Genomic DNA, 15871 nt, shown 5'->3' on the forward strand with positions numbered 1-15871 from the left:
TGCAAAAATAAGAATCTATTTTGGAGTACCTTCAAATTAATTACTTATTTGCAGAGTACTACCGCTTTGGGTAACTGTATACACTCTGGCGCCTCCCTCACAACTGTTACTGCCCGATATAAGGCTACCGTTTAACATACTGTATTTGCTTTTATCACAAGGGCATTCAAGTACCGGAGGATTAGAAACCATTGGAGTTGAGCAATCTTTATTAGGACACTGTCTGTCAAGAGCAATATAAGGAGTAAAAGAACCTCCGGTTCCTTTATTAAATAAAAGAATACCGTTAATTCCTCCGCTTACTTCTGCTGTACCATTAGGTGTAAGTAATCCGTTTAGTTGCGGCGTGTTTAAATCTAAAGTAATGGGCTGAATCGTATTTCTAAAACAACCATTAATAGAAACATTATTGCTACAACTGGCAATAACACATAAGAAAAGTAAAAAGGTTATTTTTTTCATTTATAAATCTGTAGATATAAACATAACGCTACGAATTTACGAAAATTTTGTACATTTGTAAGACGATCTCATTCCGGCTGGTATGAGATTTTTAAATTTATAGAAGTTATGAGCAATGTATCTTATTACACAGAAGAAGGGTTAAAAAAGTTAAAAGAAGAACTGGCACACTTAGAGTTAGTAGAAAGACCACGTGTGTCTCAGGAGATTGCTGATGCCCGAGATAAAGGAGATTTAAGTGAGAATGCAGAATATCATGCAGCTAAAGAAGAACAATCATTATTAGAAACCAAAATAGCTAAACTAAAAAATTTAGTAGCTAATGCTCGTGTTATTGACGAAAGCCAATTGGATAATTCTAAGGTGTTGATTCATTCTATAGTAAAAATAAAAAATACCGTAAATGGTATGGTGTTTACGTATACTTTAGTAGCGGATAGTGAAAGTGATCTGAAAAACGGAAAACTATCTGTGAACTCTCCTATAGGAAAAGGGTTATTAGGAAAAAAAGTAGGAGATAGTGCAGAAATTCAAGTGCCAAATGGTATTATGAAATTTGAGGTGGTTGATATTTCTCGATAGAAAAAATTGTATAAAACTTAAAAAATAATATTCGGGTTTTGGTTTTACTAAAACCCGAATTCTTTTATATTTTTACTACTAAAAATTAAACGAACATAACATGGCAAGTATTTTTACAAAAATTATTGCAGGAGAAATACCTTCATACAAAATAGCTGAGGATGAAAATTATTATGCTTTTTTAGATATTAACCCCAATGCTAAAGGGCACACATTAGTAATACCTAAAAGAGAAGAAAATAAAATTTTTGATTTATCAAAAGATGAATACGATGGATTAATGTCGTTTTCTTACAGAGTAGCTAAGGCATTAGAAAAAACTATTCCTTGTGAGCGAATAGGAATGAGTGTTATAGGTTTAGAAGTACCTCATGTACATGTACATTTAATTCCGATTCATAAAATGGATGATATGCGTTTTATATCCAAAGAAAAATTGAATCAGGACGAGTTTGTTGCCATAGCAAATGCCGTTGCTGAAAATTTTGAATAAAAAAATACCTAAAGAATTTTCTTTAGGTATTTTTTTATTGGTTTCTTATTGAAGCAGCATTTTTAAAGTAACACTTTTAGTGTCTTTAAAGTTAAACGTAAGCATATAAATTCCTGTAGGGAAAGAATGTAAATTAATATTGATTGTTTGCTGGTTAACTGAGTTATGTGTGATAATTTTTCTTCCGGAAAGATCAATTACATCAATGTTTTTTAAAAGAATAGTTCCGTTCGTGTTTTGAGTAATTTGTAACTGTTTATTTTCTAAATTAATCGTAAAACCTTTTAGGTACAATTCATCATCTTCACTACTTAAAGTACAATTAGGACCTTCATTACAACCGGTAACTTCTTTCCAAACACTATTTTCTCCCGGAATTTCATTCGGATTTGCCCACCAGCTATTTTCCCATATTTTACAGCTATGGTAAACTTTAGTTCCCGCAGTTGGATATTCATTACTAGCATTGTATTCAGAATATCCGCAATATGTATTAGAACCACTTCCGCCTGAGCATCCTTCAGCACCTCCGGTATATGGTGATAAGCTATAATTATTGGCTTCATTAATAGCAGTAGAAGTAGCAACACCGTTTAAAACTTTAGAAGCTACATTTAAGTATGAATAAGCAGAACTGTTACTACCTTTTAATAAAAGTTGCCATATCATAATTCCGTCGTTTCTTTTATTTCTATTAGGTTCATTATAAATGTGTTGTGATAATGAAGCTACATTTTCATGGGTATATTCATAATAAGGTCCCCAAGGTTCATTAGGATAGTGTATTCCGGCTACTACTTTAAAACCATAAGTTTTGGCATAGTAAGCATAAGCGTCATACATAATGGTTCTATTGGTGCTTCCTCCCAAATTATATCCTTGATAAGCAATAATGTCTATATGATTTCCTACAGCTTTTATTACGGGAATCATATGTCCGGTAGCAGAGAAACCAAATAAATTAATTCCGTTTGTTTGAGCAGTACCATTATATAAATTTGTATCATCTTCACCGGTTATCGTATTTCTTTGAGAATAAGAGAATGGTGATGAAGCATCGTCGTTAGTTTGACCTCCTAAAGCGCCAACACCACTAGGTGCACAGGCTAGAATATAACCTTCACTTTTAGGCATAATTTCTCTTGATTTATTAAAGAAATCAATAAAATGTTGCACATTTTCAGGACGTCCAATGTTTGCAAAAGATCCGTTAGGCTCAAAATCCCAGTCTATCCCGGCAAACCCCAAATCATCTACCAAATCTTTGATTTGTTGATAGTTAATATTTTCGTAGGTGGAATTATCTCTCCAATAGGTTTCACCACCTACAGAGAGAATCACTTTAATTCCTTTCTTTTTTAAAGCGTCAACACTTTCTTTAAGGGTACAACCGTCATAAGGAACTTCAATACCTGTTTTAGAAATATCGTAAGAACTTTTTGTGTATTGAAGGTCAGGTTTAGCAAAAGCTAAGAAAACATGATTTACATAGTTAGGAATACTTCGCAATTTAGAATCTTGATTAGCACCTACATAATTTTCTGACCAAGAAGGAAAATAGGCTAAAATAATAGGTTTGTCATTTGTTTGTGAGAAACTAAGTTGAGAAATCAATAACACGATAAAAATTCCTTTTCTCAAAAAAGAATTTAATTTAGTCAATAAATAATAAGTCATAATTTAGAAGGGTACGTTGTTTTTAGTTGTTTGTTGTTTATTAATTTTTATTCAGGGTAATTTCAAAAGTAGTGCCTTTTCCCAGTTCAGATTTTAGCACAATTATTTTTCCTTTGTGATAGTCTTCAATAATTCTTTTAGAAAGAGATAAACCTAGTCCCCAACCACGTTTTTTAGTGGTAAAACCCGGTTTAAAAACTTGTTTAAATTGTGATTTTGGAATTCCTTTACCGGTATCAGAAATATTAATTTTTACCAGTTTACTGTATTCTGTAATTGATACCGCTATTTTTCCTTTTCCGGACATAGCATCAATAGCATTTTTAATCAAATTCTCAATTACCCATCCAAATAACTCCGTGTTTATTTGAGTATTTATTACTTCTCCGGAAGATGTAAAAGAAAAATCAATTTGCTTGGAACTTCTAGATTCTAAATAATTAAATACGTTTAAAGTTATAGAAACAATGTTATGAGTTTTTAACTCGGGCAATGATCCTATTTTAGAAAAACGATTGGCAATAATATTTAAGCGATTTACATCTTTTTCAATTTCATCAACATACATATCGTTTATGTTTTCTGTTCGTAAAATCGCAATCCAACCAAGTAAAGATGATAAAGGGGTTCCTATTTGATGCGCTGTTTCTTTGGCCATTCCTGTCCAAAGTTTGTTTTGTTCTGCAATTTTATTGGATTTAAAAACCATATAAATAATACTCAGGAATAATCCGAATATTAAAAGTAAGGCCAAAGGATAGTATTTAAGCTTATAAATTAAGTCTGAATTTCTATAGTAAACATATTGTTTTTGAGTGTTCTTGTAGCTAATTTCAATAGGTGCATTCTGATTCTTCATAATTTGCAACTGACTATGAAGATAGTTAGGGTCAGCAGCTTTAATGCTATCTAAATTTCGAGTACCCTGAATTTCACCTTTTAGATCAGTTAAAATTAAAGGTATGTTTCTTACATTTTCAATTACTTTTCCTTCAATATTAAACTCATCATTCAAATTTTCATTTGCATTGAATTCTTTTAGAGCAGAAGCAAATAATTCCATTTTCATACGTTCTTCTTCTTTAAATTTTTGAAAGAAAACGTATGTATTCCATAAGATAAATGAAACAATGATAATTGAAATTAAAACAGCAATACGTTTTAACCAAAGTGTATTGTTAAAAAAACTCATAGGTCAAATATAAACTATTCTCTAGTATAACATGATATATAAAACTGTAGTATATTTACACTAAAATAAATAAATAATGTTATCAATAAATCCTAAAGATATACCCATAGCAAAGTTACACGGATACTTATTAGGAGCAATTGCACCAAGACCTATTGCTTTTGCAAGTACTGTTGATGAAGATGGAACCCCGAATTTATCACCGTTTAGTTTTTTTAATGTATTTGGAGCCAACCCTCCTGTTATGATTTTTTCTCCGGCAAGAAGCGTGAGAGAAAATACAACTAAACACACTTTAGATAATGCTGAGGCTACGCGAGAAGTAGTAATTAATGTGGTGAATTATGACATCGTACAACAAATGTCATTAAGCAGTACCATGTATCCTAAAGGTGTTAATGAGTTTGAAAAATCAGGATTAACCATGTTGGCTTCTGATATTGTAAAACCATTTAGAGTAGCTGAATCACCCGTACAGTTTGAGTGTAAAGTTAAAGATATTATTTACACAGGAGAAGAAGGCGGAGCCGGAAATTTGATTGTATGTGAAGTAGTTAAACTTCATGTAAATGAAGATGTATTAGCTGAAGACGGAAGCATAGATCAATATAAAGTTGATTTAGTGGCAAGGGCAGGAGGGAACTATTACACCAGAGCAAGAGATGGCTTTTTTGAAATACCCAAACCTTTAACTACCCTAGGTATGGGAGTAGATAAAATTCCGTTTGAAATTAGAAATAGCAAGGTATTAACAGGTAATAATTTGGGAATGTTAGGAAATGTTGAAGAGTTACCTACTGAGACTGATGTTAATAACTTTGCTAAAGAACATCCTCAATTTGTAGGGATATCTGAAGAAAAAAAACATACTTTTGCACAAGAGTTTTTAGAAAATAATGATGTTGAAAGTGCTTGGAAAGTACTTTTATTAAAATAAAAAGTAATGGAAGTAATTGGTAAAATTAAATTAATTAACGATACGCAAACTTTTGGAAGCAATGGTTTTAGAAAGCGTGAACTAGTAATAACTACAGATGAGCAATATCCGCAAATGATTATGATTGAATTTGTTCAAGATAAATGTGATTTGTTAAATAGCTACCAAGTAGGGCAAGATGTAAAAGTTTCAATTAATTTAAGAGGTAGAGAATGGATTAATCCGGAAGGAAAAGCAATGTACTTTAATTCAATTCAAGGATGGAGAATTGAAAATTTAGCACAAGCAGCTTCTCAAAATATACCTCCGGCAGATCAATTTACACCAGCTTCTGATTTTTCAGATAATGAACCAGATGATTTACCTTTTTAATATAAAAAGGATACTTAATAATTTAAAAGAGCGTATATACGCTCTTTTTTTATGAAAAATTTATACTTTTTCACGGGAAATTACATTTTATTTAACGGAATTCCCATTTTTTAATAGATAAAACCTGAGTACATTTGTAATATCATCAATCAGTTAATACTGAGAGAGGAATTTAAGGGGAAAAATAAACCTTCTAGCTTACTAGAAGGTTTTATTTGAAAACAACTTAATTTAATTTTCGAGAAGGGTTTTTTTATATAAAAAAAACACCATAATTGATTTTATATTCTATATCAATTATGGTGTTTTTGCTTTATCTGGTAACTAGTAGTTTAACTTACCATACTAAAAATAGCCCATGCATAAATGGCAAAACGTGCAAAACGAAATAAACCAACTACCACTACATTTTTAAAAGGGTACTTAATCATACCGGCAGTTAAACAGCTAATAGCAAAAGGAAGCGGTAGTAAAGCTCCTACCAATATTAGAAAACCTCCCCACTTACTAGTATTTTTAAGGTTTTTAGCCATTTTAACTTCTAAGTAATTTCGTACAGAATCAATTTTTAAAGAAGCTCTCCCTATAAAATAGGCACATAAGCCTCCTAAATAAGATAAGGTAGCCAAAAGAGAAATATTAAGAATAGGATCAGCTGTTTTTTTAGACCAAGCAATAAATATTTCCGGTGGAATTAACCCTAATAATGTTTCTGAAATAAAAAAGGTAGTTAATACCCCAACTCTAGAGAAGGTTTCGGTCATGGCCTGTAAACCATCATTGATATTGTACACATATTTGTTAAACAAAATCAATCCTACAATAACAGCAACAATCGGCCAAAAAGCCTTTTTCAAACTTTCCCAAATAAACAGATAAAAACCAGTACGTTGGTAATATACATGTAAACGTTTAGCCTTATGCTTTTTGTTTTTTTTCTTCTCTTTTTTGGTTGGTTTCATTACCTACTTTTTCTTTTAATATTTGAAAGCCGCAAAAGTACGAGGTACTAATTGATAAATCAAAGAAAATAATGTTAATAAAAACTTATATTAGATTAATGGCAGCTTCGGCACAACGTTCGCCATCCATGGCAGCAGAAATAATACCACCGGCATAGCCACCACCTTCACCACAAGGAAATAATCCTTGAATTTGCGGATGTTCTAAATGTTCATTTCTTGGAATATTTACAGGAGAAGAAGTTCTGGATTCTACCCCAACAATATTAGCTTCTGCTGTATAATATCCGTGCATTTTTTGACCAAATGCGGCAAAACCTTTACGAAGTCTGCCTCCGATAAGTTTTGGAAGTAACGAATGTAATGGAGAAGAGTTTAATCCCGGTTGATAAGAACAATCATTCAACGTAGAAGAAAACCTGCCTTCAACAAAATCAGTAAGTCTTTGTGCTGGGGCGGTTTGACTTCTTCCTCCTGCATTGAATGCTAATTTTTCCAAATCTCTTTGAAACTGTAATCCTTTAAATACACCAAACTGCTCATATTTAGGTAAATCTTTGTCAATATTAATTTCAACAACAATTCCTGAGTTAGCAAACTTGTTATTTCTACGAGAAGGAGACATTCCGTTTACCACAACTTCACCATTGGCTGTTGCCGCCGGAACAATAAAACCTCCGGGACACATACAAAAAGAATATACACCGCGATTGTTTACTTGATGAACTAAACTATAAGCGGCGGCAGGTAATAATTCATCTCGTTCACCCGGACAATTATACTGAATTTGATCAATTAGCTCTTGCGGGTGTTCAACACGAACTCCCATAGCAAAAGATTTAGCTTTTAAAAGAATGTTTTTCTTATGTAAAAGTTCATATATATCTCTGGCAGAATGCCCGGTAGCTAAAATAACCGCATTTACTTGCATTTCTCTTCCATCCAGGAGCTGTATAGCTTGAAGTTTGTTATTTTTTACTACAAAATCAGTAACTCTGGATTCAAAATGGATTTCACCTCCGTATTTTAAAATAGTTTCACGGATGTTTTGTATAATTTTCGGAAGTTTGTTAGTACCTATGTGCGGGTGCGCATCAATTAATATTTGTTCAGTGGCTCCATGGTATACTAAATTTTCAAAAATACGTCTAACATCACCACGTTTTAAACTACGTGTATATAATTTTCCGTCAGAATAAGTTCCGGCACCACCTTCACCAAAACAATAATTAGAATCTTCATTTACTTCATGAAATTGATTTATAGCACGTAAATCTCTACGTCTGTCCTGAACATTTTTACCACGTTCTAAAACAATAGGTTTATATCCTAACTCAATACAGCGAAGTGCTGCATACATACCGGCAGGACCAAAACCTATAATATGAATTTCCTTGGCATTAGATACCTCTTTATACTCAAAAACATACTCCGGTGTTTCAGTAATAGGCTCTTCAATATAAACGGCTATTTTATAATTAAAAACAACTTCTTTTTTACGTGCATCAATTGATTTACGTATCACTTTTACAGCGGTGATTTTTGATATAGGAATACTTAAACCAGCAGCGGCTTTTTTCTTTAAAATATCAGCTACTTTTTCTTCTGTTAAATTAACACGTAATTGAAGTTCTTTTACCATGCTGCAAAACTAGTTAAAAAACAATTTAGTCTATTTGATTATTTTAGCAAATCAAATAGTATCTTATGAAACTAACGCAACTTATCGAAAATCTTTTTAAAAAGTATTTGCCATCTCCTTTTACCATTGCTATTCTATTAACTTTATTTACCCTGTTTTTAGCATTGGTATTTACAAAGCCTGAGCAAGAATCAGCAGTTACCTATACGTTAAACGTATTTAATTTTTGGGAAAAGGGAATATGGTCAGACGGGTTGTTAGTATTTGCCTATCAAATGATGCTGATTTTGGTTTTAGGGCACGTATTAGTATTAAGTAAACCCATAAGTAACTTAATACTAAAAGTTACTCAATATTGTAATAATACGGCAGTTAGTGCAGCTATTGTAAGTTGTACAACTATGTTAGTGGCTTTTTTTAATTGGGGATTGGGATTAATTTTCGGGGCATTATTGGCTAGAAAAGTAGCAGAACACGCTCAAAAGAACGGAATTTCTTTAAACTATCCTATTATCGGAGCTGCAGGTTACACCGGATTAATGGTGTGGCATGGTGGTATTTCCGGATCTGCTCCGATAAAAATAAATGAAAGCGGTCATATAAAAAGTATTATGAAATCTATTTCTTCGGAAGAAGTATTAGGAAAGATTCCGGAGGTGATAGACTATTCACAAACTGTTTTTAGTTGGTGGAATCTCCTTATTTTTTTGGCAGTAGTTGTAGGAGTAACCGTAACTTTTTATAGGGTAGGAAAAAAAGCAACACCTACCTCAATTAATTTACCGGAATATCAAATGAATATTCAGGAAACAGCTACAACACAAGCAGAAAAATTAGATAGCTCTAAAATGTTAGCGTACTTTTTTGGTTCGTTGATACTTATAGCATTTTTATATCGTTATTTTGAAGAGATAATAAGTTTGAAAATTACACCTAATCTGATAAACTTTTTTATGTTAGGGTTAGGAATTATTTTACACGGAAGTTTTAAGAAGTTTACAAATGCGGTGGGAGATTCTATTAGTGATGTGTCAGGAATTTTAATTCAATTTCCTTTATACTTCGGAATTATGGGAATTATGAAAAGTACCGGGATGGTTACCTTAATTTCTGATTTTTTCGTTTCAATTTCTACCACAGCTACCTTGCCTGTTTTTACTTTTTTTAGCGCAGGATTAGTCAATATTTTTGTTCCTAGTGGTGGAGGACAGTGGGTGGTTCAAGGACCAATTGTGGTAGAAAGTGCCTTGCAATTAGGAGTGCCGTTACCAAAAGCTATAATGGCTATGGCTTACGGAGACCAAATTACCAATATGTTACAACCTTTTTGGGCTTTGCCATTGTTGGGAATTACAAAATTAAAAGCAAAAGAAATTTTGCCTTATACACTCATAGCTATGTTTGTTGGGAGTGCTATTTATTTAGTAGGATTATTGATTTTTTAATACAGTATAAACTGTATTTTTATATAAAAAACGGAAGGGTTAATACGGGTTAGTTATGTTTTGGTTAGATGATGAAATAGCGTTTCCTCCTTATGAATTTGCCTCAGAAGAGGGAATTATAGCTTTAGGAGGTGATTTATCTGTAGAAAGATTAGTACACGCTTATAGGAAAGGAATATTTCCTTGGTTTAGTGAAGGAGAACCTATTGTATGGTATTGTCCGGAAGAACGGATGGTGTTATTTCCTGAAAAGGTGAAGATTTCTAAATCAATGAAGCAAGTGATTCGGAAAAGTGATTATAGTATTACAGAAAATAAGGCTTTTGCTGAGGTTATTTTTAATTGTAAATATATAAATCGTTCTGACCAATACGGAACTTGGATTACAGAGGATATGCAACAAGCCTATATTGAGCTTCATAGAAGAGGATATGCTAAATCTATTGAAGTATGGAAAGATAGAAAAATTGTTGGAGGTTTGTACGGGGTTGATTTAGGTAATGGAGTATTTTGTGGTGAGAGTATGTTTAGTAAAGAAAGTAACATGAGTAAACTTGCTTTTATTCATTTAGCCCAAAATTGTGGATACAAGCTTATAGATTGCCAAGTGTATAACGATCATTTGGCTAGTTTGGGTGCCATTGAAATAACAAGAAATGAGTTTTTAAAATACCTGAAATAAAGAGAATTTTATAATAACCATTGATTTAATGATTCAGGGTTTAAGGTTTTAATAACAATTGTAACCACTGCGCCTAAAATCATAAAAAAGACCAAGAGAATTATTGAAATTATAATTAGGACAACAATAAAACGTAAAAACTTTAAAGCCTTTTGTTTAAAATTTAGATTGTATAGTTTACCAAAAGCATATAAATAGTATAGCATATAAATAAAGGTGCTATAAACATATATTTTAGGATGAATTAATACACTCAATAAAAACATAATAGAAGAAAAATACATGGTAGTACCTTGTAAATAGGCATTCATAACTATATGTTCTCCGTAATTATTAGGTTTTCTAAAGGTCCATTTACTCATAGCAGCATAAATAGGAAGAAACAAAAAGGTCATTATATTGAAATACTTTAAAAAAGAACTAACCCATAAATCCTGAAACTTAAGTTGCATTTTAGCATTTTGTTGTTTTTGTTTTAATGTAAAAAGCTCTTTTTCAGAAAGGTCTTTAACTTTAGAAAGATCTTTTTCAGCTAATTCTTTTAATTGTTCTAATTGTTCAGTATTAAAGCTTTTTTGTAAGTCAATAAAATTATTGGTAAATAAGTTAATAACTACAATTGATACGGCTGCTCCAACAGCTAAATAAGCAAACGGATTAACGTATTTTTTTCGAACACCATTCAAATAATCTCTTAAAACAATATGAGGAGCTGTAAGTAATTTTTTTAGAGTTCTAAAGTACAAACTATCAAAGCCAAGCATTGCAAAAAGCTCAAGTAATAAAAAGCGAAACGTAATTCTATTGGTAACAACTTTAGCTCCGCAATGATTACAAAATAGCGCATCTTTTTCAAGAGGTTCGTTACAGTTTTTACAGTTCATGTTGGTTGGTTGATTTTTGTTTTCTGCTGCCAAATGTAACGAAAAGAGTTTTTATTTCAATAAAATTAATAGGAACGAAAAAGAACTGGAATTGATTGAGAAAGAAGAGTTAATAAAAAACTCGCAGGTTTTTCCTGCGAGTTTTCAATGTTATTTTAAAACAGTAAATTTTAAGTTATTGTATTATAATTTTTGTATTTGTATACAATACCTGTTTTTGTTTTGCACGGTTTTACAATATAATATTTTTTGAATTAGTTTTTTTTCGTTTTCTAAGAATTATATTTGACCAAATAAATAATAGTAAACAAAAAATAATGAAACTATCACCAATCTTAGAGTATACAGTACGAATACCTTTTGTAGGTAATTGCGTTATTAGTACTTTGTTATTATCTGTAAAATGATCCATTTTACTAAGTACTTTTCCTGTATAATCTGTACCCATTGATAATCCAAAACTGGTTTGACGAATTAAATTAAAGCCTTGCTCAATAGCTCTAAATTTTGCCATATTTGTATGAATAGGGTCAATTTCTTTATAGTCATTACTAGGAGCTAATAGGATATCAGCTCCTTTAGCTTGCTTTAAATAGTCAGGAAAATCTAAGTCAAAGCATATTGCTCCACTAATAGTTCCATAGTCTGTTTTTATTTTTTGAATACCTGTAGTTTTATTATTACTAATTGGATTTTCTGCTCCGGGAACTGAAATACCCTTCCAGTAATCAATTACCTTTTTACCTTTCTGGTCAAATAATACAAATTTATTTTCAAGAAATTTATCATTCTTCGGATCTATAACAGCTAAGCCTAAACCTAAGTATATCTTTTGGGTAGAAGCTATTTGACTTGCTTGCTCATATAGTTTGTTTTCATCTTCTTTTAATATAGTACCATTACCTTCTGCCCAAAAAACTATTTTTGCTCCAGCTTTTGCTTCCGTGATACTTTTATTAAATAAATACTGATTTAATTTTGATGTATTTATTCTAGTTTCTGTTTTAACACTATTCTCAGTTTCTTTATTATTTAACCCTTGAATGTCAATCAAAACCTTAAGACTATCCAAGGCAGAAATAGAAGCGACTCGAATAGTTTTAGAATTAGGTTTTTGAAAATGAATGCGAAGGCCACCATACATAAATGTTAGGCCTAAAGTTAAACTATATATAAGGATACCTTTTTTTACATTTTTCCATTCATTTTTTTGTTCATAAATCCAGTTGAAAACAGATGAAAACCATGTGATTAAAAAGGTAATATACCCCATACCGAAAAGAGAAATGGATTGTAGTAAAACACTTTGTGATTGTTGAGTGTAAGCAAAGTGCCACCAAGTACCAAACGGATCAAATTGGTGATAAACATATTCTATCAAAACAGTAGATGTGGGAAAAATAAAAGTACTCATAAATGAGCTTCGGTGTTTTGAAAGATAGGAATCAATTAAGTAAGGTAAAGAAGCTAATAAACTAAAAATTATGGTAATAATAATTGATACAAAAACAGGCAAAAAAGGAGCAACATCTGTACCTATATAATATCCTATTGCTATAATAAAGAAAGCAAATAAAAATCCTTTCCAACGTGGTAATTTTCTAACAGCTAAAAGCAGCAATGCTGTAAAAAACCATGTAGCAAAAAAGAGAACATATTGCCCATTAGATAATATAGATAAAAACAATAAAGCCAAAACGAATAGGAATTTTTTAAGAATATTAGCTTTCATATTTATGATATTTAATTATTATGTTATTACAAATGTCTAATATAAAATTAGAATGTATCTGACACATATGTGTCATAATTATTTTTTTGCAAGTTTACTACGTATTCTAGTCAGAGATTGTCGTTCAATTCCTATATATGAAGCTATATGAGTTAAACTTATTCTATTTATAATATTTTTATGAATTTTAAGAAAGTTTAAATATCGTTCTTCTGCATTATCAAATAAAAGGCTTTCAACTCTATCTGTTTCTCTAGTCAAAACTTGTTCAGCAACTAATCTTCCATACATCTCATTTTCTTTGTGTTTTAGATAGGCCTTTTGAAGTTCTTCATAGGGCATTTTAATAATAATTGAAGGTTCTAAACATTGAATATAATACTTTGATGGTTTTTGCCTTAAAAATGAAGGGTAATCGGTAGCATATCCTTTTTCACTTATAAATCCTGTAGTGATTTTATTTCCTTTTTCATTAAGATAGTACTTTCTTACCAATCCTTTACATACATAACCTATTTCTTTTTGTATTTCACCGCTCTTATATATAAACTGCCTTTTATCGTATTGATCTAATATTAAAAATGAGCGTGTAAACTTTTTAGCCTCATCACTTAAGAGAGGGAACTGTTCCATAAATAGATCAAAATAAAGTTGTGTTTTATTTTCCATTGATATAATACTATTTTTTAATTATAATCCTTACAATTTTCGGGTAGCAAGCAAACAGCATTAGTGAAGATATGATTCCTTTTTCAAGGAATTATATCCTATGATAACGAAGTTATTTATAATAATTTTAAGAAGCAAACCATCTAAATGAGAATAACTCACAATAACTTATTGTGAGTTATTCTACCTAAAAAAGGTTATTTTTATTTTAAAACAGTAAATTCTATAGAAGAATCTGTAAAAACAGAGTGCGTTTGCGTTTTAAAGTCTTTTTCATCTGCTTTGTAAATATTATCTACATACGTTTGCGGATTCAAATCAATTAAAGGAAACCACGTACTTTGTACTTGTATTTGCAATTTATGACCTTTTTTAAAGGTATGAAATATGTCTTGTAATTTGATGTTAACAGCTGTTTTTTTATTTGGAGTAAATGGTTCCGGTGCAGAAAAACTATTTCTAAAACGACCACGCATAACTTCACTACGTACCATTAAATGATAATTGCTTAATTTTAAATGCGTTTGGATTTCTTCATTATCATTTTTTAAGTCGCTCGGGTGTACATCAATAATTTTTACAATCCAATCGGCAGCAGTTCCGGTAGTAGCTACTTGCAGTTTGGCTATAATATCTCCTGAAAGTGTAAAATCATTAGCTAAAACATCAGTTTCAAAAACTAATACATCCGGTCTTCTTGCAGCAAATCGTTGATCATCTGTCATGTATTTACGAGGTGTAAATACGGTTTTTATATCTTCTGAATACGGAACAGGATGCTTAATATCACTAACAAAATTAATTTTAGCCACGCTTTCTTGTGAGTCGCTTAATTTTTGGTTTTCAGACAAGAAAAATGTTTGTTTGTGTGCATTTTTCGGAGGCCAAACATCATAAGATTTCCATTCTTTTTTTCCGGTGTCAAAAACATACGCTTCCGGTAAACCGCTATTTTTAGAACCATCTCCTTTTAAGAAATGATTAAAGAATTTTGTTTCTACATCTCTTTGAAATTTAAGAGAAATAGAATCACCAAAATAATAATTACCTACTTTGTTTGCAACCTTATCTCTGGCCCATCCGCCATGATCCCAAGGTCCGAAAACTAATGTGTTGTAGTTATTAGGTTGCTGTTTTTCAATACCCTTATAGGTTTCTAACGGGCCGTATAAATCTTCTGCATCAAACCAACCTCCAACAATCATTGTTGCTACAGATGAAGGCACTTTGTTTAAGTGTTGAATAAGTCCTTTGCTTTGCCAAATAGAATCGTAATTGGGGTGTTCTACAATTTCCTTCCAAAAGAAATCATCAATACGTTCTTTGCTGTCCGCTGTTTTAGTATCTAGCTTATCATATTGAAAATATTCATTTAAGTTTTTTAACGGACCTTTATCTAAAAAGAATTGATACTGGTCTTGTGTTTTCATATCAGGAAATGAATACCAGGCAGAATCTGTAGGTTGATCTTTATACGTTCCGAATAATGAAATTGCTTTAAAATAGCTTAATAAAAAAGCACCGTTATGGTGAAAATCATCAAAGAAAAAATCACCAATACACGCTTGTGGAGAAGCTGCTTTTAATGCCGGATGAGCATCTATAGCTGATACGGTTGTATAATGCCCCGGATACGATATACCCCATGTACCCACATTGCCATTATTATTAGGTACGTTTTTAACCAGCCAATCAATGGTGTCATACGTATCACTGGTTTCATCTGTTTGTTTTCCTGTTTTATTAGGAATATAAGCACGCATATTATCATATACCCCTTCACTCATCCATCTTCCTCGAACATCTTGATATACAATAATGTTGCCTTCTTTCATTAAATTCGGATTCGGACCTATTTTTTTTCTGAATTCATTTTCGCCATAGGGTTGACAGCTATAAGGAGTTCTTTGTAGTAAAATAGGGTATGTTTTACTGGTGTCTTTTGGTGCATATATGGTAGCATGTAATTTAACACCATCTCTCATGGTAATTTTCACTTCTTTTTTGGTGTAGTGATCTTTAACATACGTGTCTTCTTTCTTATCAGTACTATCAGAAGGAGTTTCTTGTTTACAACTTCCAAAGATTAGTAGCAGAGAAAGAATAGCTAATTTCAAAAAATTGTTCATAGTAGGAAATA

15 protein-coding genes are annotated in these 15871 nt (G+C 31.5%); 6 read left to right on the top strand and 9 right to left on the bottom strand.

Translation table 11 applies throughout. The features are described from left to right. Window positions 1-36: 36 nt before the first annotated feature. Window positions 37-462, bottom strand: coding sequence for a hypothetical protein (locus tag ACQY1Q_RS03415; RefSeq protein ID WP_431003884.1), 426 nt, complete (start codon window positions 460-462; stop codon window positions 37-39). Between the two features lie 108 nt (window positions 463-570). On the opposite strand from ACQY1Q_RS03415, the gene greA reads away from it, so the two are divergent. Continuing rightward, on the top strand, window positions 571-1044 hold the full coding sequence (gene greA / locus ACQY1Q_RS03420; RefSeq protein WP_431003885.1) for a transcription elongation factor GreA: 474 nt from the start codon (window positions 571-573) through the stop codon (window positions 1042-1044). Window positions 1045-1144: 100 nt separating this feature from the next. Continuing rightward, entirely contained in the window at window positions 1145-1537 is a 393-nt protein-coding gene (locus tag ACQY1Q_RS03425; protein WP_431003886.1) for an HIT family protein, read from the top strand. A 45-nt stretch (window positions 1538-1582) separates the two neighbouring features. Here the strand turns inward: ACQY1Q_RS03425 and ACQY1Q_RS03430 are convergent, their stop codons facing one another. Continuing rightward, window positions 1583-3178, bottom strand: a complete 1596-nt coding sequence (locus tag ACQY1Q_RS03430) for a glycosyl hydrolase family 18 protein (RefSeq protein WP_431003887.1) — start codon at window positions 3176-3178, stop codon at window positions 1583-1585. A 76-nt stretch (window positions 3179-3254) separates the two neighbouring features. Next, on the bottom strand, window positions 3255-4406 hold the full coding sequence (locus ACQY1Q_RS03435) for a sensor histidine kinase (protein WP_431003888.1): 1152 nt from the start codon (window positions 4404-4406) through the stop codon (window positions 3255-3257). 76 nt (window positions 4407-4482) lie between these two features. Between ACQY1Q_RS03435 and ACQY1Q_RS03440 the strand changes: the two genes are divergently transcribed. Together ACQY1Q_RS03440 and ACQY1Q_RS03445 are read left to right on the top strand one after the other, a co-directional pair. Then, window positions 4483-5343, top strand: coding sequence for a flavin reductase family protein (locus ACQY1Q_RS03440; protein WP_431003889.1), 861 nt, complete (start codon window positions 4483-4485; stop codon window positions 5341-5343). 6 nt (window positions 5344-5349) lie between these two features. Then, a complete protein-coding gene (locus ACQY1Q_RS03445) occupies window positions 5350-5715 on the top strand; it encodes a DUF3127 domain-containing protein (protein WP_431003890.1) in 366 nt (121 codons plus the stop codon). Between the two features lie 332 nt (window positions 5716-6047). On the opposite strand, the gene ACQY1Q_RS03450 is transcribed toward ACQY1Q_RS03445, so the two are convergent. Both ACQY1Q_RS03450 and ACQY1Q_RS03455 read right to left on the bottom strand, forming a co-directional pair. Continuing rightward, window positions 6048-6677 carry a YqaA family protein gene (locus tag ACQY1Q_RS03450; RefSeq protein ID WP_431003891.1) on the bottom strand — a complete coding sequence of 210 codons (630 nt, stop codon included), beginning with the start codon at window positions 6675-6677 and terminating at the stop codon, window positions 6048-6050. A gap of 85 nt (window positions 6678-6762) precedes the next feature. Beyond that, the gene (locus ACQY1Q_RS03455; RefSeq protein ID WP_431003892.1) at window positions 6763-8319 is read right to left on the bottom strand and encodes an NAD(P)/FAD-dependent oxidoreductase; all 1557 of its coding nucleotides are present in this window, start codon (window positions 8317-8319) and stop codon (window positions 6763-6765) included. Between the two features lie 65 nt (window positions 8320-8384). On the opposite strand from ACQY1Q_RS03455, the gene ACQY1Q_RS03460 reads away from it, so the two are divergent. Together ACQY1Q_RS03460 and aat are read left to right on the top strand one after the other, a co-directional pair. Further along, window positions 8385-9764 carry a short-chain fatty acid transporter gene (locus tag ACQY1Q_RS03460; RefSeq protein ID WP_431003893.1) on the top strand — a complete coding sequence of 460 codons (1380 nt, stop codon included), beginning with the start codon at window positions 8385-8387 and terminating at the stop codon, window positions 9762-9764. Window positions 9765-9819: 55 nt separating this feature from the next. After that, window positions 9820-10446 carry a leucyl/phenylalanyl-tRNA--protein transferase gene (gene aat / locus ACQY1Q_RS03465; RefSeq protein WP_431003894.1) on the top strand — a complete coding sequence of 209 codons (627 nt, stop codon included), beginning with the start codon at window positions 9820-9822 and terminating at the stop codon, window positions 10444-10446. A gap of 8 nt (window positions 10447-10454) precedes the next feature. On the opposite strand, the gene ACQY1Q_RS03470 is transcribed toward aat, so the two are convergent. The 4 genes from ACQY1Q_RS03470 to ACQY1Q_RS03485 form a co-directional block, all read right to left on the bottom strand. Further along, window positions 10455-11363, bottom strand: coding sequence for a DUF3667 domain-containing protein (locus tag ACQY1Q_RS03470; RefSeq protein ID WP_431003895.1), 909 nt, complete (start codon window positions 11361-11363; stop codon window positions 10455-10457). A gap of 199 nt (window positions 11364-11562) precedes the next feature. Next, entirely contained in the window at window positions 11563-13062 is a 1500-nt protein-coding gene (locus ACQY1Q_RS03475) for a nitrilase-related carbon-nitrogen hydrolase (protein WP_431003896.1), read from the bottom strand. Between the two features lie 78 nt (window positions 13063-13140). After that, window positions 13141-13731, bottom strand: a complete 591-nt coding sequence (locus ACQY1Q_RS03480) for a Crp/Fnr family transcriptional regulator (RefSeq protein ID WP_431003897.1) — start codon at window positions 13729-13731, stop codon at window positions 13141-13143. A gap of 203 nt (window positions 13732-13934) precedes the next feature. Then, window positions 13935-15860 carry a CocE/NonD family hydrolase gene (locus tag ACQY1Q_RS03485; protein ID WP_431003898.1) on the bottom strand — a complete coding sequence of 642 codons (1926 nt, stop codon included), beginning with the start codon at window positions 15858-15860 and terminating at the stop codon, window positions 13935-13937. Between the last annotated feature and the right edge of the window lie 11 nt (window positions 15861-15871).

The sequence above is a fragment of the Tenacibaculum sp. TC6 genome, from assembly GCF_050606265.1.
GTDB lineage: Bacteria > Bacteroidota > Bacteroidia > Flavobacteriales > Flavobacteriaceae > Polaribacter.

Coding starts and splice junctions, on each gene's coding strand:
- ACQY1Q_RS03425 (WP_431003886.1), top strand. CDS start 1,145: ATGGCAAGTATTTTTACAAAAATTATTGCAGGAGAAATACCTTCATAC.
- ACQY1Q_RS03485 (WP_431003898.1), bottom strand. CDS start 15,860: ATGAACAATTTTTTGAAATTAGCTATTCTTTCTCTGCTACTAATCTTT.
- ACQY1Q_RS03415 (WP_431003884.1), bottom strand. CDS start 462: ATGAAAAAAATAACCTTTTTACTTTTCTTATGTGTTATTGCCAGTTGT.
- ACQY1Q_RS03440 (WP_431003889.1), top strand. CDS start 4,483: ATGTTATCAATAAATCCTAAAGATATACCCATAGCAAAGTTACACGGA.
- ACQY1Q_RS03435 (WP_431003888.1), bottom strand. CDS start 4,406: ATGAGTTTTTTTAACAATACACTTTGGTTAAAACGTATTGCTGTTTTA.
- ACQY1Q_RS03455 (WP_431003892.1), bottom strand. CDS start 8,319: ATGGTAAAAGAACTTCAATTACGTGTTAATTTAACAGAAGAAAAAGTA.
- aat (WP_431003894.1), top strand. CDS start 9,820: ATGTTTTGGTTAGATGATGAAATAGCGTTTCCTCCTTATGAATTTGCC.
- ACQY1Q_RS03460 (WP_431003893.1), top strand. CDS start 8,385: ATGAAACTAACGCAACTTATCGAAAATCTTTTTAAAAAGTATTTGCCA.
- greA (WP_431003885.1), top strand. CDS start 571: ATGAGCAATGTATCTTATTACACAGAAGAAGGGTTAAAAAAGTTAAAA.
- ACQY1Q_RS03480 (WP_431003897.1), bottom strand. CDS start 13,731: ATGGAAAATAAAACACAACTTTATTTTGATCTATTTATGGAACAGTTC.
- ACQY1Q_RS03475 (WP_431003896.1), bottom strand. CDS start 13,062: ATGAAAGCTAATATTCTTAAAAAATTCCTATTCGTTTTGGCTTTATTG.
- ACQY1Q_RS03450 (WP_431003891.1), bottom strand. CDS start 6,677: ATGAAACCAACCAAAAAAGAGAAGAAAAAAAACAAAAAGCATAAGGCT.
- ACQY1Q_RS03445 (WP_431003890.1), top strand. CDS start 5,350: ATGGAAGTAATTGGTAAAATTAAATTAATTAACGATACGCAAACTTTT.